General features: G+C 60.3%; 24 protein-coding genes, 1 tRNA gene and 1 pseudogene. 11 read left to right on the top strand and 15 right to left on the bottom strand.

Annotated features, from left to right (window positions below):
- Positions 1 to 375, top strand: a complete 375-nt coding sequence (locus tag SIDU_RS01685) for a hypothetical protein (RefSeq protein ID WP_233431858.1) — start codon at positions 1 to 3, stop codon at positions 373 to 375.
- Positions 376 to 445: 70 nt separating this feature from the next.
- Here SIDU_RS01685 and SIDU_RS01680 read toward each other — a convergent pair whose 3' ends face one another.
- On the bottom strand, positions 446 to 733 hold the full coding sequence (locus SIDU_RS01680) for a hypothetical protein (RefSeq protein WP_007683737.1): 288 nt from the start codon (positions 731 to 733) through the stop codon (positions 446 to 448).
- Between the two features lie 661 nt (positions 734 to 1,394).
- On the opposite strand from SIDU_RS01680, the pseudogene SIDU_RS19145 reads away from it, so the two are divergent.
- Positions 1,395 to 1,535, top strand: a pseudogene (locus SIDU_RS19145) (IS3 family transposase); the annotation flags it as partial.
- A 223-nt stretch (positions 1,536 to 1,758) separates the two neighbouring features.
- Here the strand turns inward: SIDU_RS19145 and SIDU_RS19140 are convergent.
- From SIDU_RS19140 to SIDU_RS01660, 4 genes are all read right to left on the bottom strand, one after another.
- Entirely contained in the window at positions 1,759 to 3,687 is a 1,929-nt protein-coding gene (locus SIDU_RS19140) for a hypothetical protein (protein ID WP_148663233.1), read from the bottom strand.
- Positions 3,662 to 4,645 carry a TniB family NTP-binding protein gene (locus SIDU_RS01670; RefSeq protein WP_073507109.1) on the bottom strand — a complete coding sequence of 328 codons (984 nt, stop codon included), beginning with the start codon at positions 4,643 to 4,645 and terminating at the stop codon, positions 3,662 to 3,664. The genes SIDU_RS19140 and SIDU_RS01670 overlap by 26 nt, the downstream gene beginning before the upstream one ends.
- A complete protein-coding gene (locus SIDU_RS01665) occupies positions 4,642 to 6,921 on the bottom strand; it encodes an integrase (RefSeq protein ID WP_039979665.1) in 2,280 nt (759 codons plus the stop codon). The genes SIDU_RS01670 and SIDU_RS01665 overlap by 4 nt, the downstream gene beginning before the upstream one ends.
- Before the next feature lie 94 nt (positions 6,922 to 7,015).
- Positions 7,016 to 7,732 (bottom strand): hypothetical protein, encoded by a 717-nt coding sequence (locus SIDU_RS01660; protein ID WP_073507108.1) that lies wholly within the window; start codon positions 7,730 to 7,732, stop codon positions 7,016 to 7,018.
- A gap of 375 nt (positions 7,733 to 8,107) precedes the next feature.
- Between SIDU_RS01660 and SIDU_RS19135 the strand changes: the two genes are divergently transcribed.
- Entirely contained in the window at positions 8,108 to 9,274 is a 1,167-nt protein-coding gene (locus SIDU_RS19135) for a hypothetical protein (protein ID WP_148663232.1), read from the top strand.
- On the opposite strand, the gene SIDU_RS19130 is transcribed toward SIDU_RS19135, so the two are convergent.
- The gene (locus SIDU_RS19130) at positions 9,204 to 10,214 is read right to left on the bottom strand and encodes a hypothetical protein (protein ID WP_148663231.1); all 1,011 of its coding nucleotides are present in this window, start codon (positions 10,212 to 10,214) and stop codon (positions 9,204 to 9,206) included. The genes SIDU_RS19135 and SIDU_RS19130 overlap by 71 nt on opposite strands.
- A gap of 385 nt (positions 10,215 to 10,599) precedes the next feature.
- On the bottom strand, positions 10,600 to 10,884 hold the full coding sequence (locus SIDU_RS01650) for an ArsR/SmtB family transcription factor (RefSeq protein ID WP_073507107.1): 285 nt from the start codon (positions 10,882 to 10,884) through the stop codon (positions 10,600 to 10,602).
- A 164-nt stretch (positions 10,885 to 11,048) separates the two neighbouring features.
- On the opposite strand from SIDU_RS01650, the gene SIDU_RS01645 reads away from it, so the two are divergent.
- Together SIDU_RS01645 and SIDU_RS01640 are read left to right on the top strand one after the other, a co-directional pair.
- Positions 11,049 to 11,747 (top strand): hypothetical protein, encoded by a 699-nt coding sequence (locus SIDU_RS01645; protein ID WP_007683724.1) that lies wholly within the window; start codon positions 11,049 to 11,051, stop codon positions 11,745 to 11,747.
- Between the two features lie 358 nt (positions 11,748 to 12,105).
- On the top strand, positions 12,106 to 12,444 hold the full coding sequence (locus SIDU_RS01640) for a hypothetical protein (protein WP_007683722.1): 339 nt from the start codon (positions 12,106 to 12,108) through the stop codon (positions 12,442 to 12,444).
- A gap of 519 nt (positions 12,445 to 12,963) precedes the next feature.
- Here SIDU_RS01640 and SIDU_RS01635 read toward each other — a convergent pair.
- The 5 genes from SIDU_RS01635 to SIDU_RS01615 all read right to left on the bottom strand — a co-directional run bounded on the left by SIDU_RS01635 (position 12,964) and on the right by SIDU_RS01615 (position 15,450).
- Positions 12,964 to 13,040 (bottom strand) — tRNA-Arg (locus tag SIDU_RS01635).
- A 34-nt stretch (positions 13,041 to 13,074) separates the two neighbouring features.
- Positions 13,075 to 13,557 (bottom strand): DUF1178 family protein, encoded by a 483-nt coding sequence (locus tag SIDU_RS01630; RefSeq protein WP_007683721.1) that lies wholly within the window; start codon positions 13,555 to 13,557, stop codon positions 13,075 to 13,077.
- The gene (locus SIDU_RS01625; RefSeq protein WP_007683720.1) at positions 13,554 to 14,384 is read right to left on the bottom strand and encodes a carbon-nitrogen hydrolase family protein; all 831 of its coding nucleotides are present in this window, start codon (positions 14,382 to 14,384) and stop codon (positions 13,554 to 13,556) included. The genes SIDU_RS01630 and SIDU_RS01625 overlap by 4 nt, the downstream gene beginning before the upstream one ends.
- A 5-nt stretch (positions 14,385 to 14,389) precedes the next feature.
- Positions 14,390 to 14,647, bottom strand: a complete 258-nt coding sequence (gene grxC / locus SIDU_RS01620; protein ID WP_007683719.1) for a glutaredoxin 3 — start codon at positions 14,645 to 14,647, stop codon at positions 14,390 to 14,392.
- A gap of 44 nt (positions 14,648 to 14,691) precedes the next feature.
- Entirely contained in the window at positions 14,692 to 15,450 is a 759-nt protein-coding gene (locus SIDU_RS01615; protein ID WP_007683718.1) for a ComF family protein, read from the bottom strand.
- A gap of 40 nt (positions 15,451 to 15,490) precedes the next feature.
- Between SIDU_RS01615 and SIDU_RS01610 the strand changes: the two genes are divergently transcribed.
- Positions 15,491 to 16,339, top strand: coding sequence for a class I SAM-dependent methyltransferase (locus SIDU_RS01610; RefSeq protein ID WP_007683717.1), 849 nt, complete (start codon positions 15,491 to 15,493; stop codon positions 16,337 to 16,339).
- A 21-nt stretch (positions 16,340 to 16,360) separates the two neighbouring features.
- On the opposite strand, the gene SIDU_RS01605 is transcribed toward SIDU_RS01610, so the two are convergent.
- Genes SIDU_RS01605 through SIDU_RS01595 form a run of 3 tightly spaced genes read right to left on the bottom strand, consistent with a single transcriptional unit; the run spans position 16,361 to position 18,945 of the window.
- Positions 16,361 to 17,170: an SDR family NAD(P)-dependent oxidoreductase gene (locus SIDU_RS01605; RefSeq protein ID WP_007683716.1), complete on the bottom strand. Its 810-nt coding sequence runs from the start codon at positions 17,168 to 17,170 to the stop codon at positions 16,361 to 16,363.
- A gap of 12 nt (positions 17,171 to 17,182) precedes the next feature.
- Positions 17,183 to 18,376 carry a zinc-dependent alcohol dehydrogenase gene (locus tag SIDU_RS01600; RefSeq protein WP_007683715.1) on the bottom strand — a complete coding sequence of 398 codons (1,194 nt, stop codon included), beginning with the start codon at positions 18,374 to 18,376 and terminating at the stop codon, positions 17,183 to 17,185.
- The gene (locus SIDU_RS01595; RefSeq protein WP_007683714.1) at positions 18,376 to 18,945 is read right to left on the bottom strand and encodes an SRPBCC family protein; all 570 of its coding nucleotides are present in this window, start codon (positions 18,943 to 18,945) and stop codon (positions 18,376 to 18,378) included. Before SIDU_RS01595 ends, SIDU_RS01600 begins: the two co-directional genes overlap by 1 nt.
- Before the next feature lie 178 nt (positions 18,946 to 19,123).
- Here SIDU_RS01595 and SIDU_RS01590 point away from each other — a divergent pair, with 178 nt between their 5' ends.
- The 5 genes from SIDU_RS01590 (at position 19,124) to SIDU_RS01570 (ending at position 23,688) form a co-directional block, all read left to right on the top strand.
- Positions 19,124 to 19,408 (top strand): hypothetical protein, encoded by a 285-nt coding sequence (locus tag SIDU_RS01590; protein WP_013040835.1) that lies wholly within the window; start codon positions 19,124 to 19,126, stop codon positions 19,406 to 19,408.
- A 108-nt stretch (positions 19,409 to 19,516) separates the two neighbouring features.
- On the top strand, positions 19,517 to 20,029 hold the full coding sequence (locus tag SIDU_RS01585; RefSeq protein WP_007683710.1) for a hemerythrin domain-containing protein: 513 nt from the start codon (positions 19,517 to 19,519) through the stop codon (positions 20,027 to 20,029).
- 143 nt (positions 20,030 to 20,172) lie between these two features.
- Positions 20,173 to 20,337 carry a hypothetical protein gene (locus SIDU_RS19750; protein ID WP_007683708.1) on the top strand — a complete coding sequence of 55 codons (165 nt, stop codon included), beginning with the start codon at positions 20,173 to 20,175 and terminating at the stop codon, positions 20,335 to 20,337.
- A 123-nt stretch (positions 20,338 to 20,460) separates the two neighbouring features.
- Positions 20,461 to 22,341: a molecular chaperone HtpG gene (gene htpG, locus SIDU_RS01575; protein ID WP_007683706.1), complete on the top strand. Its 1,881-nt coding sequence runs from the start codon at positions 20,461 to 20,463 to the stop codon at positions 22,339 to 22,341.
- A gap of 105 nt (positions 22,342 to 22,446) precedes the next feature.
- Positions 22,447 to 23,688: an NAD(P)/FAD-dependent oxidoreductase gene (locus tag SIDU_RS01570; RefSeq protein ID WP_007683705.1), complete on the top strand. Its 1,242-nt coding sequence runs from the start codon at positions 22,447 to 22,449 to the stop codon at positions 23,686 to 23,688.
- Positions 23,689 to 23,697 lie beyond the last annotated feature (9 nt).

The following is a 23,697-nucleotide window of genomic DNA, read 5'->3' as shown; positions in this document are numbered from 1 at the left end:
ATGTTCATGATGACCGCCGCAGTGTGTGCCGCGACGTCCGTGTCATCCGCCGCGCTCGCGGTAAGCGATCCGCTGTCGTTCGAGAAGCTCGAGAGAGGCTACCAGTGGACCGGCGACACGGACAGCGCCAAGGCAGCGCTCACGCAGGCCATCCCGCCTGGCACCTCCTTCTGGACTGCGCTCGACATACTCAAGGCGGCTGGGGCACAGTGCGTCGGCGACATTCACGATCCAAGCCTTGCCCACTGCACCTATTCCGAGCGGATCACCATCAACGATTATCATCCGGCCGACGCTGTCTGGGAGGTCTGCATACGCCTGCAAGACGGAAGTGCAACTTCGCTCGTCCTTGATCGCGAGGTCGACGAGCGCTGACGCATTGTCACTACGCGCCTGGGACCATCCGCCTCCCAAGCCAGGAAGAGCGTGATCTGATCATCATTCATCACCCCCTCGCCTCTGCCAGCGTCCTGTTCTTCCGCGATCGGGTCACGCTCTGCTTCAGTGCGGGAAGTTCGGCAATCTTGCCCCCGAGCCGTAGTTGTGCCGTGCGCTTCGCGACGAGCGCCGCGTTTTGGCGCGCGCGCTCGAGCGCCCGTTGCTGGTCCAGTCCTGCAGAATAGGAGGTCAATGCAGTCTCCGCCTCACGCAGAGCATTCGCCTCCGCTTCGTCAAGGCTTGCGGAGATCAGCCTGGCTGGGGCGGCGTCGATCTGCCCTCTGGCCGCCTGCAATTTCGCCGGTGCCTAGCGGCAAACTTAGACGCGCCATAAATCAAATTTTTGGAGCTGATACGCAAAGTTCTTGAGGTGAATACAACAGTGCGAATTTGTGGCCGTTCGGATGATTAGCCGGCAAGCCGACCTATACCAACCCGAACATTCAGTTCGCGCAGATGTCTGCGTATGCGTCGCAGTCGTCTAGCCTGGAAGCCGACCCTGCCCTCGCCCAGACAGGAGGAAGGTGGCAATGGGAACTGCGGCGTAGGTCAGCAGCATGATTTGCTCTTCCGTCATGACTCCATGACGAAACAGATAATGAAGCGCAAAAAAGGCGGCCGCGATAATGAAGGTCCATAGCACGCCGCTCCAAGGGAAAGGGACACTTGCGCGTGCTTGGTTCGATCGCCGAGCCTTCATGGGTAATCCTCTCCTATCCGGGTTGCAAATCCACAAGACTGACTATGATGGGTTCTCTTAGTTGGTCGGTCTCCATTCGCGTCGCAAACGAATGTTTTTCAGGGCAGACCGCAAAATATTGCGGGAGAATCGGCCGCGTTCACGAAGGGCCGTCGCGCGGCATGACTGCGATCCAAACGGGAACGGATTACTATTGAATCTGCCCCGCTGAGTGGCCCAGACACTATGATAATCTGGACCACGGAGGGGATATTGAATGCCAAGCAAGAAGGACAAGCTGGAAGAGATCATCGGCAAGGTGTGTGAAGTTGAGATTGTGCTGGCGCAGCGGGCGTGGACCGCTGAGGCGTGCCGCCGGATGGGGGTCAGCGAGCAGACTTATTATCTTTATGAACGGCTCTCCCGTTGCAAGCGGCATTGAAACATTCTGCGTAGATCAGTTGCAAACATTTATCCGGCGTCAGCTGGTTGCCCAAAGCGCGCAAATGGGGATCGCACACGCACACCTCTACCGCTGGTAGGCCCAGCTAGCCCCGATAATAGTCAGCTTCGTTGCGCGTCGGCTCGATCAGCGCAGTCCATTTCTCCGTCTATTCGAAAAATCCCGCGCGCACGCTAAACTACAGGTATTCTGGAAATTCTAAATCGAATTTCTCTCGAGAAACACCAAACAGCACTCGTGGAATTTTCTTTCGGTTCACTCGCGCTCTCGCCGACGTTGGCATAACGCCCATTTTCAACGCGATTTCGCCGTATGAGATCACTTTTCGAGCCACTTCCAAAACAGCAGTGCTGTCCGCTTCAAGCGCAAGACCTACACGTCTCCATTTCAGCACGTCCGTTTTCATGAGATGCATCATCTTGGGAGCTGAAATGTTCCACACTTCGATCACGTCACGTTGGGAGAGACCACCCTTGAAAAGAAATTCGGGATATTCGGTATAATCGAAAGATACTTGTCTAAACTTAACGAAATCCGACAACATGACTCGAACAGAATCTGCAAATCGTTTTTTACCATCAAACCAAAACGGCAATAATCCTTGTTGAAGAACGTCGACGATTGGCCCCCAAGGTTTGAAACATCCTCCCACCACCTTCAAAGCAGTTCGAAGGGGAACTGCATCTCTGGGCGGGGTTCCCCCAGCCGATACCTCTCGAAGGTTATGAAGAAGCTCATCCACACTTCGCGTGACTATCCGCAATGTCGGATTCAGCAACTTGATACACGGATCCCGCTCCTCCTCCAGAAAGCGAAGGCAAGCGAGCTGCTCTACGGCATAGAAAGGAACGCCGAGGCGTTCAGCTACACTTGCGGCAATTGCTGAAGCATTTCGCTTTCGAGCGAGCTCCTCAACGGCAGAGCGGTCATAGAGGGTGAGAAGTCTGCTCTTTGGTCCGGTGGACCGATTTTTAATCAGATCCGCTTCCCGCAGTTTGACCAGGTCCCTGATGGACATGCGCAAAAACGCGCTCGCTGCCTTGGAGGACATGACGGGGTCGCGCATCGCAATCCATTTCCCGCCTCTATAACTATAAATTTCGGGTACGGCGTCCCGAATGGCCTTCGCTTGTTCAGGCACCCAGGCGCGACCTAGCTCGCGAAAGTTATCACGGAACGCTTTCGTCGCCGCATTGCCATTACGCTCGCGTTTTGCAAACTCATCGCTGGTGAACGTTCTAAGGCCTCGAGGCCAATCGTCGATGAGAGCCATCCCCATAGCCGCGCCTGCAGCAAGCTCAGCCGGAGGTATCTGATTGAGAAACTTCATATTTGCACAATCACTCGTCGAACGAAAAACCATTCCCAGTCTGGGAATGAAATTCGCCAACGCCGCTGAGGGGATATGCTTCAACGCCGGAGGAAGGCGGTCGATTGCGGCACGCCTCACTTTCGGATCAGCCGCCACGAGCGCGGCAAACCTGCGATATTGATGGGCGTCTGAGCCGCTCAGAATTTCGCCCGTGGGATGCTCAAGCCTTTTGCGGCAACTCCACTGATCGCAATATCCAATGCCCCAGCTGTTGCGCCATCGTTGGAGCGACCCACAGAAGACACATGTATCAATGAGTCGCTCTAAGCTCTCAGGGCAATAGGGCAGCAAAGCATTCATCCAATCCGCCCTATGGTGATCGGCTGCTTCTAGAGAAGCAGGAGAAACACGCCTTGTTTTAACGATAAGTTGGCCCCGATAGAGCCCAAAACCGCCCCATTTAATCACCGACCGCGCACCTTCAAGCAGGTAGGGATGGCACCGCAGTCGCACGTCATCAACCGAACATCCAAGCTGCAGCGCGATCAGCGACGCATGATCAATTCCCTTCATCCCAACGGCACCAGGGCCGGCAGAATAACCAGACCGGCCCAAAATGATCCTCGTTGCCCACAAAACATTCTCACGGGTTGCCCGCGCGATCATCCCTATAAGGCTCTCCCCGGCGGTCGGCTTGAGCGAAATCGCGAGGGGTTCCGCTGATCCGAGTTCTTTGGCCCACATCGGTTTTGACCTGCTGCTCACCATGTCAGCGGCCTTTGTCGAATGGGTCATCCTGAGTCCATTTAGATGGAACCGCCAACCCGCGAACAGCGAGGGAGAGATCATGGACCTCGATGCAGTCAGCATCGCGTCGAGATGCAAAGCTGAGTGCTGCACCAACAATGCGGCAAACACGCCCGATGTGGCCCCCAGAAGCAAGGTATAGCCCCTTCACAATGCCGGCATCGTCAAATCTCGACAACTGACGCATCCCACAGGCAGCATGAACCGCTCGGTCAAGCTTCGCCACGAATGTTTTGAAGGCGGAGGTCTGAGATTTGCTCTTTACGCTTACAGGCGAAAGTTCGAGCGGTATGCCTAGACGAGCAGAGAGCTGATTATTTTCCTCAAAGAATCTGAGCGATTCATCGTTGCCTGCAAACACAACAGGTACAAGACCCGCGTCCAAAAAGGATTTCAGTTCATCCGTAACCTGACTGCTGTCCGCACGATTATTCGCCAGATGCTGGACTTCATCCACGATGAGCAGCTCGACGCCCAATCGAGGAAGAAATTCTTCCATGCGTTGTGACAAAATTTCGAGGTTACCTCGATCCGCATTGGGATCTCCTAAGGTTTTTAGGATATGTTGGTACAACATTTTACATGTAATGCGTCGCTTCAGTCCGACATAGATGACTCTGTTCGGGTTGTAGTCGCCGTCAGCCCGAGATTTCTCATGAAGGTCAAACATGTAACGCTGTAGCGTCGCGCTTTTTCCGGCTTGGGAGACTTCCGACAAGCGGAGTCCGGGAAGCGGTTGACCTCGGCGGCCCAGCGATGAGCTTCTGAGTGCTTCAATGCGTTGCATGATAGCGGTCTGGGGTGGATAGGGCACGTAGATCTCGCCATACGCCTTTTGGGCGAAGCTCTCGCGCGCAGTGCCAGCATCATCCCATTGAGGCAACAAATGTCCCGTGGTTGGGCGGACGGAGTAGCCACCCTCTGCCTCTGGTCGGTCAGACATCATACATCCCCATCACGGAAGGCATCATCCTCATCGATATAGTCGTCCACACTCATCAAGCCGGTTTCGGGGTCTCCAGTCATATCTTCGATCTGCACACTACCCCAATCCAGCTCGTCGGCTCGGACAGCTGAGTTGACACGGCCGTAGTCGTCAGATCGGGCCGGAGCCCGATATTTCGTTTGGATCCCCGGCATCGGCCCTTTTATGACTTCTGGCGGAAGGCCATCATCCATTCGCTGGCTTTCAAAGGTTCCCTGCGGTGAAGTGATTGCGTCGCTAGGAAACGGGATCAAGGCACGACCTGTCAAATTCTGGAGCTTTGACGATTCATAAAAGGCTTGCATGTTGCGCCGCCGCTGAAACGCCAGCTTGGGCGCCAATTGATCTATCATTTGCAGGGTATGCGCCCTTGCATTCAAGCGGTCGTTCTGGCTCTTGAACGCCTTTCCGCTATTCTTAGCTTCGCGCTGTAAGTATTGATGATCCCACGCCGTTAGATTGTGAGTATATTCTGGCTGTGTAGACGGGAGAGTAACATACTGTCCCGTATTCTCGTCATACACATCAATGGTGTCGAGGTTCCCGTCATAGCGACGGATTTTGACTCGAATGACACGAGATCCATCCTTCCGTTCCTTCGCTCTCGGCAATCGGCCCAGGCTCTCGAGCAATCCGGTTACCTTCTGTGAATCACGGTAACGAATGCCGTCATGTTCGATCCCGTCTCGTGTCAAAAGAGCAGTCGTAGTTCGCCCAAGCACGCGTCGAATGTGATTGATGTCTTCGAACATCGGGGTAGCGAACCGGTTGGCGCTACTCATCCAGACCTGAAGAGGAGATCGTCCCCCCAAGCCTTTCGATGAACTTACATTATGCTCCGCAATAATTTGAGACACCAGTACACGCAGCTGGTTTAGATTGAGGGTAGCAGACGCTATGCCGTCATCATCGGAGTTCTGGTGGCGCCCAGGGCCCAAAATGGTGCCCGGCACCGTTTCCAGCTTTTCCTTAATCGAGCGAAAAGCACGCTCCAGGACGGCCTTGGCTGTAGGCGTATTCCGCGGCGGCAACATGACCGTGATACCAGCCTCATTGAGAGCTGGAATCATGCTCGGGCCGATGAGAGCCTGTTCATTGTCGGGCAGTATCGCAGCAGGTCTGCCGAAGATATTGGCAAGCTCCGGAAAATCGTTCAACATTGCTTCCGGAACGAAGCTTGGCAGCATGCAATCTAGTATAGCATTCACTGACGTTTCATGCCTGTTCGGACCCACATATACGGATCCACCCACTATAGCATGAGTAAAGCTACACATAAGTAATGTAATCTTTGCCTTATTGGAGGGAAGCGCCCAATCATCACCCATTACGACGGTCTGTTCGAGCGTCGTGGCGTCCATGAAACAAAGTTCGAGCGGACGCGTGGTTCGCATCGGCTCCCCTGAGCCGCGAAACATGATATCAGCGGCAACAGTGCCCGATTTCGCCTTTACCGTCTCATGACACCTAAATTGATGGACACGTTTGCGCAAAGTCTCTTTGGAAGGATACGCGAAGGTAGCGGCTTTGCCGGATGTGTTCAAACGGCAGGCGTTGAGCTCGTCAATTTTTTTATGCAGCCAGCTCTGGACCGCGACGATTTTGGCCCCCGGCTCGTAATATCGGAGCGCTGCCTCCGTCGTCAGAGCATCGATCTCCGGCGCCAGCTGAGAATGCCCGCGTGGACGCCCTGCAGACGAGGCCAGCGCCCCAACGCGCTTACATCCCTCCAATCGGCGGACCCAGCGCCGTACGCTACTCGCCGAAGGGCAAGGGAATTTTTGATCGAGAGGGCAATCGCCATAGTGCTTCGCGAGCCATTCCGAATATGCCTCGTCAGTTTTTAAGACATCGCTTTCGATGATACGCCAGCACAGCGAGTACCTCCACCGAGCCTTAGCGTCTTTCTGATCGGCGAGTTCGGGATCAAGAAGTAGGTTTCGCTTCTGGCGCTCGGATGCATTCTTGGGCTCATGAACTGGCTGGAGCAGCCCCTGCGCATATGCGGCGCGAAGCCATTCAGGCGTTATTTCGGTTTTTGATCCTGCCTGATCGTCAAACACCTGTAGCAGCTTGAGAGTCTTAAGGTCGCGGAGTTCGACAGTCCCAGCCTCATTCACCTTCTCAAAGCGCACCATTCTATTTCCGGCGCGAAAGCAAGTGCCCGCCGCCTGGTTCAACAACTCTGCCTCGGCCCCAGATACGGGTTGTAGAAATGTTTCCGATTGATATTGCATGGCTAATACTCGTGAAGGTACCGCCGCCGATGCATCATGCACCGACGGGGCTTCGATAACTGGGGCTTAGTTGGCCTTTTGGGCCCGCAGCGTCTCAGAGAGCGCGAATGTCTGGCGGGCAGCTCGCGACTGGATCGACCGAACGAATGACTGTTTCGCTGGTGATTTGCTGGTTCAGATCGTAAGCGAGCTTACGTCGGCACAACATCGCGCTGACTATCGGTCGAGCTCGACGCGCCTCTCGATCGATCGCCTCCAAGACGCGGGCGAACGATTGCTCTGAGTTGCGCTCCAGAAGATTTCGAACTGCATCCTCCTGTCGGAGGCTGAAGTGGGTAAATCGCTCCTGGAAGGCGGTAGTGATATTGTGATGACGCCGACGATTTGCTTCGATGTCCGCCCCAGTCACCTTCCTGAATGCGATACCGTAGCTGGCAAGGTCTCGATCAACTTTGTCGATGAGTTTGGAATAAGTTCCCATCTGGAAATAGCTGCGGGTCGCTTTGACCTCATGACCTTCGACCTTCGCATCGACCGTAAGCGCTACAGCGTCAGGCGTATACCGGGCCGTGTGATCCCCGCGTTTCCAGTTCACCTCCATGCCGTGAAGCTGGTAATCGACATAATTAGGGTCAACTTCCAGTTCCTGAGCCCACTGCAATTCGTAATGCGATTCCCCAGTTTGCGTTCGGCCGTTTTTCACACTGAGATACGCGAAGGTGCTGCCGCTGCTGCGATGCGTGATCTTGTACGAGTTAGCCGAATTTACCGAACGCAACGTTGGCTTACCCAGATAGGCCAGGTCAGCCAAAGACGTGTACGGTTCCCCAAATGCGGTCCAACTTGGATGGTAACGGTATAGTCCTCCGGACTCACCTGCCCGGGCGGGAAGACAAGCTAGCGGATCAGGAACCGATAGATACGAATTATTCTTAACCGACGTAATCAAGCTCATTGAACACCCCCCTGCGCTCGTTAAAGCGACGCTTTACACTCCCATCAGCTTCTCGGAACCCGGACCTCAGCAATACCAGACGGGCCTGGCAAAAATGAGAACCGCTTTATGAGAAGCAGTTAGTGCTGCACTGGATATCCCGGTGCTGCAGCGCTTGCAACATGAATCTGCATCAGTTAGTACAGCACTCCATCTCACCTTCGGTGAAATTTTCTGAGAGGCGGTCCTTGGGTGAGTTTTGAAGCACTAATTGCACGTTATCTGACCCCGTCTGGGACCATCGAGGATGAACTCGGGGTGTTGGCTGGGCACAGCAGGGAAAAGCAAGAGATCGTTCGGACCCGACTTGAGGCGATCGATCGCTTCTTATCCAAGTCGGACCGCATGCGAGTGGATGCTGAGGCAATCGCACATGAGATCGGAATTTCAGGAAGACAATTCTACGCCCTAATTGCAAAAGTCCGGGAATTCGGGCCTTCTCGCGCCTTGCTGCCGGGCTACCGTAATGTCGCGCGCGCGGCACCCACGAGAGATGGACTGAAGCCTCAGGTCGAAGAGCTTTTGCAGTCCTTTTTGCGACACAAGCACGATGCGCGGTTGGCGACGGTGGAAGGCTTCGTTCGCGCAGCGTGCGCAACCCACAACATCGACTATCCTGGAGCATCGGCGATAAGGCGTAGAGTCCATATTCTCAGAAGGCAGCAGCCCTTTGCCCACTCACAACCCCGGATCGGCGCTGAGATCCTTATAGATCAGATTTGTCTCGAGCTTGCGGTGTCTGCGCTTGGTTCAGACCGTTACGCAGTGTTGACCCTCATCATAGACAGGCAGTCGCGGCGGATCCTGGGATATGGACTAACGATGGGCGATGGCATTGGCTTGGGTCTGACGCTTGCCCTCAGCAATTTCAGCCAACGAGCTATGGCTGGGTTGTCGGACGAATTTATCGCACCCGGCATCGAAGAAATCCTATGGGTCATCCCGCCCGGTCTCGAAGAACTAGCCAACTCGATCTTTGAGGGCTCATCTCCATGCGAAACGAAGCCGATCATCAAACTTGTAGGAGGTGGCCCGCGACGGCATGGAGAAGCGATCATGCGACTCGTAGGTGATCGAATTGGCAGGTTTCGATTTAAACGCCTATCCCGACTGGACCAAGATCCTCCAATCTCAGCATCGCCGGGGATCGATATAGAACTGGCCCACCGTCTGATCGGCAGCGCTGTTGAAAGCTATAACGCAGATCGTGGAGGCACCAGCCCCGGGAATATATCAGAAGATAGGCCCGGCCAGCTAGCGGCATTGGCTGACGAGCTCGAGAGCATCTTCAACCCGGTTCTGGATGCAGTGGAAACCCGATTCGTTCGCCCGTCAGTTGGGCCACATCTGTTAGGGTGAGTTGATGCAATGAAGGGCCAGATATTGAATTGGTGCTATTTGAGCCCGTCTTCGGGTTCAAAAGGCGGCGAATGACGGCATCGGCCATGCTAAAGTCAACTGGCGGCATTACAGAACCATGTGCCCACGTTTTCTGATCAATTCGCAACTTGACGCGGCCTAAACGGGAGCCCAGCGCTGCCTTGATTGCCCTACCCGCCCGGATATTCCGACTATAATCTAGAACCACACCAGCGGGGATGCCTGCGATGAGGATTTTCACGCTGTCGACGAATGCCTTCGTCAGGAGCAATCTGATCGACGACGGGCTTTCCTTTGCGTAGGCAGCAATCAGATTTTGCACTTCGCGCGGCGGAGGAAAACCTACCGACAGTCGATAATTCAGAACGGCTCCATCTTGAGTGTCCAATATTGTGAGCAGGTGAAGTGATCTCACATTTCCGTCATGATCACGGCTCTCTACTGGCAACCCACAGATATCAAGGACCGCGTCACACCTCGTGATCAGCCTGCCTTTGAGGTTTACTGCGGCACTAACTTTGCCAAATCGCGTTCCGATCGCAGTTGCCGAAGGTATAGTCACTTGGCGGCGCGCGCATATACGGCCGATCTCCTTGATAACTTCGTGGAGCTTCGCACCGCCACGCATATTTTCGATCACTTCGGCGATGATTTGTTCTTGCCTTTGGCAAATATGGTAATGAACGCCCGTCATAGGCCCCTTAACCGGATCTCCAGAAACATAGTGCCGGTATTTGCGCAGATCTGCATAAACTTGACGACGAGAGATTTGCGCGGCTTCAGCAATGCGATCTACTTCCCGCCTCGTCAGATTGTTTCGACAAATATGAGGCGCGAGAATGCGCCATCGCAGCAAGATCCGATCCCAATTCTGCGGTGGCGACGCTGTAAGCTCGTCTATAACAATCCAGTCGTACAAAATTTCATCCTTCCGGCGTTGCTTGCCGAAGGATCCCGCCCTCTTAAGACGATAATCTGGTCAGCCCAGATTCTGGGCCAGGCAGATTGGAAAATTCGTGGCATTGAGCGCGGTGCGTCCGGGTTCCCGAGGAGGCTCAAACAATTCCTGCATTGAGCATGTGACGGCGGCGCGCTCTGCATTCAGACACAGCGCATCGGCAAAGCCCCCCTCTCAATACCGGGCGTGGTGGCACCAGATTCCATTTGAAGAGAAATGTCACCGGCGCTGAATGGCGTGATCACCTGTCGCCCATCGGATTGCAACTTTCTTAAATTCGGTGAAATCACTGGGTCTGAAAGGAGTCCGGGTGATTTGGTATCTATGAAAAACCAAATGGATTTTATCAGTTTTGTGCCAGTGCGCGCGTAAGAAATGCGTTCAAGCTTTGCAGTACCATCGGATTGAATCTATAGATGATGGACCGACTTTGACGTTCTGACGATAGAATTCCACTTCTAGTGAGAACGGCCAAATGATCGCTCAGCGTATTTTGTCTCACGCCCAGACGGCGGGCCAATTCGCCCGCTGGCAACCCGTCCGATCCTACCACCGAAAGCAGCTTAACAGCGTCAAAGCGCGTCTCAACCGAGAGTGCCGAAAGCACTTGCAAAGCGTTGATTTTTTCCATCGATCCCAGTCCGCGAGACCTTCCCCCCCGGAACGATCCCAAGCGCTCACCATAGCCATCCCCGGACGCTCCACACAATAGGATCCAGATTATATCGGTGAATCGCGATATACCGAATTGTAACGTTTGCGAAATAGGTGGCGGGGCAGACAAGGGAGAGTGGTATGACAGATAACATTCAGCGCGGGGAGATTCAGCAAGACTCGGAGCAGCTTCGCGAACTCGAGAAAGGCGGGCGAAAAAAGCAGTTCGATCGAGCTGTCGCCCGACTCTGCTATGTCGCTAGCGAAACGGCAAGCCGGTTCGTCCGAGAGCGAAGCTACCGTGATCCTTTTGCTTGGCTCATGGAGCCTAAAGAACTTTTCGACGGCCAGTCTGCATTTGAAGCGTGCCGGCGCCCTGAAGGTTTCCGCCGCGCTATTGCCTTCCATTCCTTGGGACTGGACCACGATGCAGATCCGCGATTGTTAGACGACATTCCTGCGAATGCATTTTTTACTGACTTCGGCTTCAGTGGCAGTGACGATAGTCGAAATGGCAGCCTGGGAGCCAATGAGGACACGATGCCGGCTTGCCTTTTCACCGGCGACATCTGCTCAGTTGAAGCCACCCATACCGTCCAAATATTTTTTGCGATGATTGCACCAACCTTCGAGGAAGTACGCTCTCGCTTACGGAAGCGTCATGGAGCGCGCCTCGAGGACGCTGCCAACGTTCGTTTGGGTTTCGATTGGAGCGCGCCTCTAGCCAACGTCTTAGTCTCAGCAGCTACTGCGGATATGCTCGTGATGGTAGATGCCTATCCAACGAGCGCTCTGGCGACGGGCCTCGACCTTCATATCGAACAACGATTTGCCGGATGATGGATCCGACTGAAGCTGAATGGCCTGACCACGCATCGCGATCTCAGAGCGTCCAGGCGGGCCATCTGGATCCATAGGAGAGCCGCGTGAACTGCACAGGTAACGGCAAGCCCAGGACACGCAGCCCAGGAGCTGGTGGTAATCTGGAAGGGCATGATCGCATACTTTATGAGGTTGAGATGACCGATTTTTCCGAGCCGCAGGAGGACTTCGACGTTTTTCTAGATCCGCCAGGTGGCCACGCCTGGGGGTTCCCCAAGAAATTTGATCGGTCCTTCGGGGACGACGTGACCGCCTGGCTTCTGGCCAACGGCTATCCAGAATCTGAGATTGCTCAGTGGCCAGACCGCAGGGTTCCATGCTGGTCAAAGCGGGTTCGGAAGGCATGATCACTGAGAATGCCAAGGATACCTTCGAGCAAGCGATGGAACGCGCCGTTGGGGATCGGGTCCGGCAGGGCGAGGCCGCAGGCGTTGCACTGTGGTCAGCACTCGCGAACGTGGTGTGGAAAGGTCCTGCAGGAGAAGAGGCCTCATACTCGTGGCGCGAGTCCGGTTCTGTCGTGGCAGGCATCAGACGCGATCGCAGTTCCTACCTGGACTGGTATATGTCCGGACCTGCTGGCGTCGTGGCGCCGTGGATCAAAGAAGCCCTGAAGACCGAAGGATGGACCGGGAGCGCGTCGGATGGAGGTTGAGGCCTGGAGGGCCGCAATAAAGGTCTATCGGGAGAGGAAAGACCCGAGAGTTCCTGCGACGCAAGCACCCGATGCTTGGACGCCGCAGGCCCATCGATGCCCCTCCTACGAAGGTGATCAGCCCTTTAGGGCGTGTGCGGCCTACAACTGCTAAGGAGCTCACTTCTCGTCGCCCTCAGAGGCCATCCAGATACCAGCGGCGCCTGCTACCAGGATCGCTGAGAGGCCAGTCGAGTATGTCACAGGGTCAAAGCGACTTTTCGTGTAAGCTGCGGCCGAAACGGTACCGCATAAAAGCATCGACGATCGACAGAAGACGTTTGATCTCGGAGTGCGTTTCGCCCTTTGGGACGTTCAGTTTCACCAAACGGGACGGCAGTTAGCTACCGCATTCCCGATTGTGCGTCCGCGACTGATCCTATCTACAGCGGCCGCCGGCGCTTACCGAAAAATGGGCCACGGTCAGCGTATGGTTGCCATAGGGTCACGGTTAGGTGGTCCCAACACCGGAGCGGAAAATGGTGCACCCGACAGGATTCGAACCTGTGGCCCTCAGATTAGGAATCTGATGCTCTATCCTGCTGAGCTACGGGTGCCCGGTGACGGCTCTATTGCGGGAGAGCGGCGCGGTCAATTCTTCGCGTCAGGGGGAATGACCGGAAATGGCAGAGGCGCCACCTCCACCCCCTCCGCGATCAAGGCCCGCGCCTCGCTGAGCGCGACCTCGCCATGGATGCTGGCGCGGTCCTGCTCGCCATAATGCATGGCGCGGGCCTGTTCGGCGAAATCGCGCCCGACCCAGGTCGAATCCTCCAGCGCCTTCTGCTGCGCCTTCGCCAGCGCCAGCACCAGTTCGCGCATCTTCGCTTCCTCGCCCGCGCCCATGACGATGGACGCGTCGCCCGATGATGCGACTTGCGGCATGGGTTCCGGGCGGCTGTTGCCCTTGGGCGCGACGGCCGGGGCCATCACCGCCTTGCCGACATGCTCGTCGCCGCAAAGGGGGCAGGCGATCAGCCCCCGCGCCTTCTGGTCCTCATAATCGGCGCTGGAACCGAACCACGCCTCGAACACATGGCCTTGGGATTCGCATTTGAGGTCGAAAACGATCACGATAGCGTCACATCCATGGGCAGGGATCGCCGGTTGGCGAGCGCGGGCACCCGCCCGCGCACGTCCTCTATGCGCGACAGGTCGACCTCCGCAAGGGCAAGGCCCGCCTGCTCGCCCATGTCGAGCACCAGGTCCCCCCATGGGTCGACGACCAGGCTGTGCCCATAGGTGTCGCGGCCGTCCGCATGATGGCCCGTCTGCGCGGCGGCGATGACGAAGCAGCCCGCCTCTATCGCCCGCGCCCGCAGCAATATGTGCCAATGCGCCTTCCCCGTCGGCACGGTGAAGGCGGCCGGCATCAGCAACACCGTCGCGCCGGCATTGGTGAGCGCCCGGTAGAGATCGGGAAAGCGCATGTCGTAACAGACCGACAATCCCATGCGCGCCCAGGGCGTATCGACCGCGACAACCTGTTCGCCAGGCCCGTAGACCGACGATTCGCGCCAGCTTTCGCCCGTCGCCAGATCGACGTCGAACAGGTGGATCTTGTCGTAACGGGCGCGAATCTCTCCTCTGTCGTCGATCATGAAGCTGCGATTGGCCCACCGACCGTCGCTGCGCTCATCCTTGAGCGGCGTGGAGCCGAGATGCACCCACAGGCCCTGCTTGGCCGCCGCCTCCCTTAGGGCGGCGAGGACGGGGTCGTCCGCCTCCGACCGCAGGGTCGCCGCCGCCCTTTGCCGGTCGCGGTCCAGATAGCCGGCCATTTCCGGCGTAAAGAGCATGTCCGCCCCCTCCCCCCTGGCGCGCGCGGCCATGTCCGCGATGGCGGCGGCATTGGCGGCGGGATCGATCCCGCTGGTCATCTGGAAGATGGCGGCGCGCATCCGGCCTATGCCCCCAGCAAGGCGTCGAGCTTGCCCTGCCGGTCGAGCGCCGCCAGGTCGTCGCTGCCGCCGACATGGCGGCCGTCGATGAAGATTTGCGGCACGGTCGTCCCGCCATTGGCGCGGTCCAGCATTTCCTGCCGCTTCGGACCGCCCATGGTGACGTCATATTCCTCGAACGCCACGCCCTTCTCGTTCAGCAGAGCCTTTGCCCGCGCGCAATAGCCGCACCAGGCCTTGGTATAGATTTCGACCTTCGCCATGTCTTACTCCTCGATCGCCGAAATTGTGGTTCGGCGCCTGTTTGTCAATCGCCGCCGTCCGGCAGCACCCGCGCCCAGCACAGCAGATGAACGCTCGCCGCGCCGCCGCGTTTCAGCGCCCGGGCGCAGGCGGCGGCCGTCGCGCCGCTGGTGTGCACGTCGTCGATCAGCAGAACGGCGCACCCCTTGAGCTCATGGCCCGGACTAAGGGCGAATGCGCCGCGGACAGCCCGCGCCCGCGCCTTCGGGGTCATTCCGCGCAGGGGCTGGGTCCGGCGGATGCGAAGCAAGGCGTGATTGTCCGCCCGCAGGCCGGTCAGCCGCGCCAGGTGGCGGGCGATCAGCGCCGACTGGTTGAAGCCGCGCCACCACAAGCGCCAACGGTGCAAGGGCACCGGCACGATGACGGCATTTCCGATGGCCGGCACCTGCCGCGCCATCTGCTTCGCGATCAGCCGGGAAAGGCCGATGCGCCGTCCATATTTCAGCCGCAACGCCACGGCGCGGGCGACATCGCCATAGGCCAGCACCGCCCGCGCGCTGTCATAGGGCGGCGGATCGGCCAGACAGGCGCCGCATTCCGCGCCGTCCCCGCGATCATATTCGAACGGCAGGCCGCAACGGGCGCAGCAGGGTTCGCCCAGGAACCGCATCCCGCTCCAGCAGGCCAGGCAGAAGGCATGGTCGGCATCCACGATCTCGCCGCAGCCGGGGCAGCGCGGCGGCAGGGCGTAATCGGCCAACGGGCGAAGCGCGGCCTTGAGCAGCGGAACGCTCTTGTGAAGGAGGAGGCGGGACATCATCTCCCTTGTTCCCGCTCCTTCGCCCATGCACAAGGCCCCCATGACCAGTCCCGACATCTTCGACCGAGCCTTGCGCGCCAGGCGGCGCGACCGGATGATGGCGCGCTTTGCCGAGCATGACTTCCTCTACCGCATGATGCTGGACGAACTGCTCGACCGGCTGGGCGACGTGCAGCGCGAGTTGAAGGAAGCGCTGGTGATCGGCTGCCCGGACGGCAGCGCCAGGACGGCGCTGGAGGCGATGGGAAAGAGCGTCGTCTGCGTCGATCCCGGCTTTGCGGCGGCCAGGGCGCAGGGCGGCGTGCAGGCCGACGAGGACGCCCTGCCCTTTGCCGATGACAGTTTCGACCTGGTGATCGCCTGCGGCACGCTGGACAGCGTCAACGACCTGCCCGGCGCGCTGATCCTGATGCGGCGGATATTGCGGCCCGACGGGCTGATGCTGGCGGCCTTCGCGGGGGCGGGTTCGCTGCCCCGGCTGCGCGCCGCGCTGATGGCGGGCGAAGGGGACCGGGCCGGGCAGCATGTCCATCCGCAGGTCGACGTGCGCTCGGCGGGCGACCTGCTGGCGCGGGCGGGCTTCACCATGCCGGTCGCGGACGGCGATGTGCTGACGGTGCGCTATGGCGATATGCTGCGGCTGATGCACGACTTGCGGGGCATGGGCGCCGGCAATGTTCTGGCTTCGCGGCCCCCCGCGCTGCGACGCGACGCGCTGGTCGGGGCGGCCGAGCATTTCGCGGCGGCGGCGGACGAGGACGGCCGCACGGCGGAACAGATGGCCGTCCTCTATCTCAGCGGGTGGAAGGCGGACCCCAGCCAGGCGCAGCCCGCGCGGCGGGGCAGCGCGACCGTTTCCCTGGCGGAGGCGCTGAAGCCGAAGCGCTGAATCGGGCGGAAGAGGCGAGCTTCAGCCCGATCGGCCGCTCGCCTCCACCTCTTCGGCGGTGCCCGGCTCGGCCATCTTGCGGTGCCGTTCCGCCAGGACGCCCGCCGGCGTCACGTGCGCCGCAGCGGCCTGCAGCTTGTTCTTCCATCCCGACACGATATGCGCCTTCCCGTCCATCAGCGCGTCCCAGCCATCCCTCGCGACCTTGGCCGGATCGTCCTTCTCGTCCGCGCCGACCTTGGTGTCCAGCATCTCGGCGCGGTCGAAGAACTCGGTCTCCGTCGGGCCGGGCATCAGGTTGGTGATGGTGACGCCATCGGCATCCTTGATCTCGTTCCGGACCGCATCGGCGAAACTGTCGATGAAGGCCTTTGTGCCATTATAGACCGCCTGGAAGGAGCCGGGCATGAAGCCGGCGATCGATCCGGTGACCAGCACCTTGCCCGCATTCCGGGCGACCATCGGCCGCAATATCTGCTGGAGCAGGTAAACGGTGCCCATGATGTTGGTGTCGATCACCCGGCGCCAGTCGGCCACGTCCTGCTCCAGAAAGGCATGGCCCAAACCCCGCCCCGCATTGGCGCAAAGCAGGTCGACCCGCCGCCCGCCGGTACAGGTGATCAGGCGGTCCACCCCTTCCATGGTGGAAAGGTCGGACTCCACCGCCTGCACGTCGACGCCATGACGCCGAAAGTCGTCCGCCGCCGCATGGATCAGCGGTTCGTCGGCCACCACCAGCAGGTCATAGCCGTCCTGCGCGGCGAGATGCGCAAGTTCGAAGCCGATGCCGGTCGACGCACCGGTCACGATCGCGAATTTCTGCGAAGCCATATGCTTCTCCTTTCAGGCGTCCCGGGCGGGCTGCATGCCCGGCTTCAGGACGATCTTGGTCACTTCGTTCTGCCTGTCGTGGAACATGCGATAGCCCTCCGCCGCCTGCTCCAGCGGCAGGCGGTGGCTGATCAGGAAGGTCGTATCGATCTTGTCCTCCATGATCGCGTTCAGCAGGCCCGGCATATAATGCTGCACATGGGTCTGGCCGGTCTTCAGCGTCAGCCCCTTCTCCATGAAGGCGCCCAGCGGAAATTTGTCGACGAAGCCGCCATAGACCGCCGGCATGGAAACCCGCCCGCCCTTGCGGCAGGCGAGGATCGCCTGCCGGATCGAATGGGCGCGGTCGGTTCCCATGAAGGTCGCCACCTTGATCTGGTCCCAGACATTGTCCGCGAAGAAGCCATGCGCCTCCAGCCCGACGGCATCGATGCAGGCGTCGGGGCCGATGCCGCCGGTCATCTCCATCAGCGCCTCATAGGTCTTGCTTTCCTCATAGTTGATCGTCTCCGCGCCGAAACGGCGGGCGAGTTCCAGCCGGCGCGGGAAATGATCGATGGCGATCACCCGCTCCGCGCCCATCAGGAAGGCGGACTGCACCGCGAACAGGCCGACCGGGCCGCAGCCCCAGACGGCGACCGTGTCGCCCGGTTCGATCTGGGCATTTTCGGCGGCCATCCAGCCGGTCGGCAGGATATCGGACAGGAACAGCACCCTGTCGTCGTCGACCCCGTCCGGGACGACGATGGGACCGACATCGGAAAAGGGCACGCGGACATATTCCGCCTGCCCCCCCGCATAGCCGCCCGTCATGTGGCTGTAGCCGAACAGGCCGGACATGGGCTGGCCGTAGATCGTCTGCGCAATGTCCTGATTGTCGGCGGGCAGGCCGTTGTCGCAGGCCGAATATTGGTGCTTGCCGCAATGGAAGCAGCTTCCGCAGGATATGGTGAAGGGCACGACCACCCGCTGCCCCTTCTTCAGGGTCGATCCCGACCCGGTCTCCACAACTTCGCCCATGAATTCATGGCCCAATATGTCCCCCGCCTTCATCGTCGGGATATAGCCGTCATAGAGATGGAGGTCCGACCCGCAGATCGCCGTGGAGGTGATGCGGATGATGGCGTCGCGGGGATTGACGATTTCCGGATCGTCGACGGTATCGACCCGGACGTCATGCTTGCCATGCCATGTGAGAGCGCGCATCAGGAGCCTTCCTCTTCATATTCGCGGCGGTTGCGGGCGGCGGTCGCGATCTCGCCCGTTTCCATCAATTGCTTGAAACGGCGCAGGTCGCGGCGCGCCTGGATCGCCGGTTCGCGCTGGAACATCTTGGCGATGGCCTTGCCGATGAAGCCGCCGGGCGGATCGTAGAGGATCGTCGCCGTCACCCAGCATCCCCGGCCGCCCGGCGCGTCGCGAAAGTCGACGCGCCCGCTATTGGGCACGTCCGCGCCTTCCTCCGAAGCCCAGGCGATGGTTTCTCCCGGACGATCCTCCGTGATCGCGGACACCCATTCGACGGTGCTTCCCGCCGGGGCCTTCACCACCCAGCGGGACCGGCGGTCGTCCAAAGGCTCCACGGCGACGACATTCTCCAGAAACAGCGGAAGATTGCGGACCTCGCGCCAGAAGGCGTAAAGCTCCTCGCGCGGGCGGTCGATCGTCACGGTCTTGCCGCTCAGATCGTCGCCCTTCGCTTCCGCCAGCCCATCGGCGGCCCTTGCCGCCGCGTCGTCCTGTTTCGCCGTGGTGAGCGGTGCGTCGTCACTCATGCTGACCTCCTTGAACGGTCAGACAGCAACCAGTTCATCCGCTCCGCCGTTCCGCTGCCAATCGCCTGAAAAGGGGGCAAAGCGCCGGTCCGCTAACATGGATAAGTCGCGGCGGAAGCGGAGGAACAGGCTGCCGACGGCCCTCGTTCTCATGGCGGGACCATCGCAGGAGAAGATCATGGACAAGCCCCGCAGGATACGGACGCGCCCGACCGAACATACACGCAACCCGAACCTCTCGACGGAGAACCAGCCGGAAGGCGCGGCCCGCCGTCCCAGCGACACGCTGGACCGCGAACCGCGGCGCGATCCGCAAAGCGGCGGCGCGATCCCGTCCAATTACGACCCGCGCACGATGACGCGGCGGGGCGAGGAAGGGGACAGCCGCGCCGGGCAGGATGAGGTCGGCGCCAGGAGCCGGCGGGAAGGCGGCGGACCACCGGCGGACGATCCTTCCACCTGACCCGATCCGCACTTCGACCGCCGATTCCGCTTTTGCGAACGGTTCGCTTGGAACCGACGCATGGCTCGCGACTTCCACCGGAAGGACCGTGCAAGGAGGAGGAAGACCATGGCCAATCCGCAGTTCACCGACGCGATCGCCCTTCTGAAAGCCGACCATCGCAAGGTGGAGGATCTGTTCGAACAATTCGAAAAGGCCGGATCGCCGGCGCGCAAGAAGACTCTGGCGCGGCAAATCTGCCTGGAACTCAAGATCCACACGCTGATCGAGGAGGAGATTTTCTACCCCGCCTTTCGCGGCAGGATAGAGGACGATACGCTGGACGAGGCCTATGTCGAGCATGACGGCGCCAAGCTGCTGGTCAACGACATAGAGGAAGGCGACCCGGCCGACGATTTCTTCGATGCCAAGGTCAAGGTGCTGTCCGAAGAGATCAAGCACCATGTCCATGAGGAGGAAATGCGCGGCGAGGGCATGTTCGCGCAATGCCGCAAGACCGACGTCGACCTGATCCAGCTCCGCGACGCGATGCTGGCGCGCAAGCAGGAATTGTTGAAGGAGGCGGGAAATGGCGCCCTCCCACCGGCCAAGCCCCGCGTCATCCAACTGACGCCCGCCTGACGGGTTCGGAGGCTGGCCGCGCCGCTCCCCCGCCAGTCCCAGGGGCACGGCAGCCTCCACAAGGCCGATTTCGACTAACCTGGGTGATGGGCGGTCCGGCCCGCTCCCGCTATGATCGCAAGGCAAAGACAAGGAGACAGCCCGTGTCCCGCCATGACGACGCGTCCTATTTCGAAGCCCGGGCCAAGGAGGAAATCCGCAAGGCGAGCGAAGCCAAGCAGCGAGGAGACAATGGCGCGATGATCGCCGTCCATGCCGAACTCGCGGTGCGCTATCAGGCCAGGGCCCTGCAATTGCAGCGCGGCTGATCCTATTCCCCGCCCCCGCTTTCCCCCGCATGTCGGGAAGGCGGGGCGCCAGGCCTTGAAAGCCGCCCCTTTCCCCGCCATCTGGCGGTTCGGATTCAACTGGGGAGAGCTTTCGAAACCGCCATGACCACCACGACCGGCACCGCACCTGAAACCCGTTCCTTCGAGGCCGACGTCGCCCGGCTGCTGCACATGATGGTGCACTCCGTCTATTCGGACAAGGACGTCTTCCTGCGCGAGCTGATCTCCAACGCGGCCGACGCCTGCGAAAAGCTGCGCTACGAACTGCTGAGCGATCCGGCGCTTGCCGGGGACGATGGCCAGCCGCGCATCACCGTCACGCTCGATCCCGAAGCGCGCCGCCTCATCGTCGAGGATAACGGCATCGGCATGAGCGAGGCCGAACTAGCCGAGGCGCTGGGCACCATCGCCCGCTCCGGCACCCGCGCCTTCATGGAACGGGTCACGGCCGCGAAGGAGGGAGAAGGCGCGCAACTGATCGGCCAGTTCGGCGTCGGCTTTTACTCAGCCTTCATGGTCGCGGACAAGGTGGACGTCTTCTCCCGCCGCGCCGGAGCGGATACCGCCGCGCACTGGGCGTCGGATGGCCTGGGCAGCTACACCATCCAGCCGGTCGACCCGGCGGAGGCTCCGGCACGCGGCACCCGCATCGTCCTGCACCTCAAGGAAGACGCCGCCAGCTACACCGAGGCGTTCACCACCCAGCGCATCGTCACGGCGCAGTCGGGCCATGTCCCCGTCCCCATCTTCCTCAAGGAAAAGCCGGATGCGGAGGAAAAGCAGATCGCGGACGGCGCGGCGCTCTGGACCCGCCCGAAATCGGACATCACGGCGGAGGAATATGCCGACTTCTACCGCAGCGCCGCCGGTCAGTTCGACGAACCCGCGCTGACTCTCCATTACCGCGCCGAGGGGCTGCACGAATATTCGGTGCTCGCCTTCCTGCCCTCCATGCGTCCGTTCGACCTGTTCGACCCGGACCGGGCCGGGCGTATGAAGCTCTATGTCCGCCGCGTCTTCATCACCGACGAGGCGCAGATATTGCCGCGCTACCTGCGCTTCGTGCGCGGGCTGGTCGACAGCAACGACCTGCCGCTCAACGTCTCGCGGGAGATGATTCAGGAAAGCCCGGTCCTCGCCGCCATCCAGAAGGGCGTCGCCAACCGCATCCTGTCCGAACTGGACAAGCTGGCCGAGAAGGATGGCGAAGCCTATCTGAAGTTCTGGGACAATTTCGGCGCCGTCCTGAAGGAAGGGCTGTACGAGGATTTCGCCCGGCGGGAGACGCTGCTCGGCCTCGCCCGCTTCAAATCCACCGCTGGGGAGGGCTGGCGCTCGCTCAAGGACTATGTGGAGGCGATCAAGGACAACCAGACCGCCATCTACTACGCCACCGGCGCCGATCTCGACCGCCTCGCCTCCTCCCCGCAACTGGAGGGGTTCCGCGCCCGCGGCATCGAGGTGCTGCTGCTCACCGACCAGGTCGACAGCTTCTGGGTCACGGCCGGGGTCGATTATCAGGGCAAGCCGTTCAAGTCGGTGACGCAGGGCCTGGCCGACCTCAGCCTGATCCCGCTGGCAGAGGGCGAAACGCCCGCCGCGCAGGCATCGGCGGAGGTCGACGGCTTCATCGCCTATGTGAAGGGCGTGCTGGGCGATGAAGTGTCCGATGTCCGCGCATCGGAACGGCTGACCGAAAGCCCCGTCTGCCTGGTCGCGCCCGACAATGCGATGGACCGCCAGCTTGAAAAGCTGCTGGCCGGGGCCGGACGGCTCGACAATGCGGCCAAGCCGGTGCTGGAGATCAATCCGCGCCACGACCTGATCGCCCGGCTCGGCACGCTGGCGGAGGACAGCGCCCTGCGCGAGGATGCGGCGCGCCTGCTGCTGGACGAAGCCCGCATCGCCGACGGAGAGCTTCCCGCCGACCCCCGCGCCTTTTCCGCCCGCCTCGCCCGCATGATCGGCGGCGCGATCCGATGAAGCGCAGCGGCCGCCGGGTTCGTTCCGGCCGCCAATATCCGCTTGCCAGCCCCGCGAAAGCGGGCCAATCACGCGGCAACAGAAAAATGAGAGGATAGCGCGTCGATGAGCTATTATGACGTTCTGATCGTTGGCGCCGGACATGCCGGGGCGCAGGCGGGCATCTCGCTGCGCCAGCTAGGCTTCGAAGGCTCGATCGCGATGGTGGGCGATGAAAAGGACCCGCCCTATGAACGTCCGCCGCTGTCGAAGGAATATTTCGCGGGCGACAAGAGCTTCGACCGCATCCTGATCCGCCCGGCCAGCTTCTGGGAAGAGCGCAAGATCGACATGCTGCTCGGCCTGCGCGTGAAGTCGGTCGACCCGGTGGGCAAGTTCGTGACGGCGGGGGCCAAGGAAACGGGCGACCGGGAAATCGGCTATGGCAAGCTGATCTGGGCGACCGGCGGCTCCCCGCGCATGTTGACCTGCAACGGCGCGGACGCGCCCAATGTCCACGCTGTCCGCCGCCGCGACGATGTCGACGCGATGATGGCGAAGATCGACCGGATCGAGCATGTGACCGTCATCGGCGGCGGCTATATCGGCCTGGAGGCGGCGGCCGTCCTGTCGAAATTCGGCAAGAAGGTGGTGCTGCTGGAAGCGCTGGACCGCGTGCTGGCCCGCGTGGCGGGAGAGGAACTGTCCCGCTTCTACGAGGCGGAACATCGCGCCCATGGCGTCGACCTGCGCACCGGCGCGCGCATGGACTGCATCGAGGTCACGGACGGTCAGGCCACCGCCGTGCTGATGCAGGATGGCGAGCGGATCGCGACCGACATGGTGATCGTCGGCATCGGCATCGTCCCCGAAACCGGCCCGCTGATATCGGCGGGCGCGGCGGGCGGCAATGGCGTGGACGTGGACGAATATTGCCGCACCAGCCTGCCCGACATTTATGCGGTCGGCGATTGCGCCGCCCATGCCAACAGCTTCGCACGGGGCGCGCAGATCCGCCTGGAATCCGTGCAGAACGCCAATGACCAGGCGAAGACCGCCGTGGCCCACATCATGGGCAGGGAAGAAGCCTATCATGCCGTGCCCTGGTTCTGGTCGAACCAATATGACCTGAAGCTCCAGACCGTGGGCCTTTCGACCGGCCACGACCAGACGATCCTGCGCGGCGATCCGGCGACCCGCAGCTTCTCCGTCCTCTATCTCAAGGGCGGCAGGCTGATCGCGCTCGACTGCGTCAATGCGGTCAAGGACTATGTTCAGGGCCGCGCCCATGTCCTTTCCGGCGCGGCGCTGGACCAGGCGCAGCTTGCCGACGCCACCATACCGCTCAAGGAAGTCGGCCTCGCCTGAGCGGACCGA

This window comes from Sphingobium indicum B90A, from assembly GCF_000264945.2.
Lineage (GTDB): Bacteria > Pseudomonadota > Alphaproteobacteria > Sphingomonadales > Sphingomonadaceae > Sphingobium > Sphingobium indicum.
The sequence above is the reverse complement of the archived record's forward strand: the minus strand, read 5'-3'. Positions and strand labels throughout refer to the sequence as shown.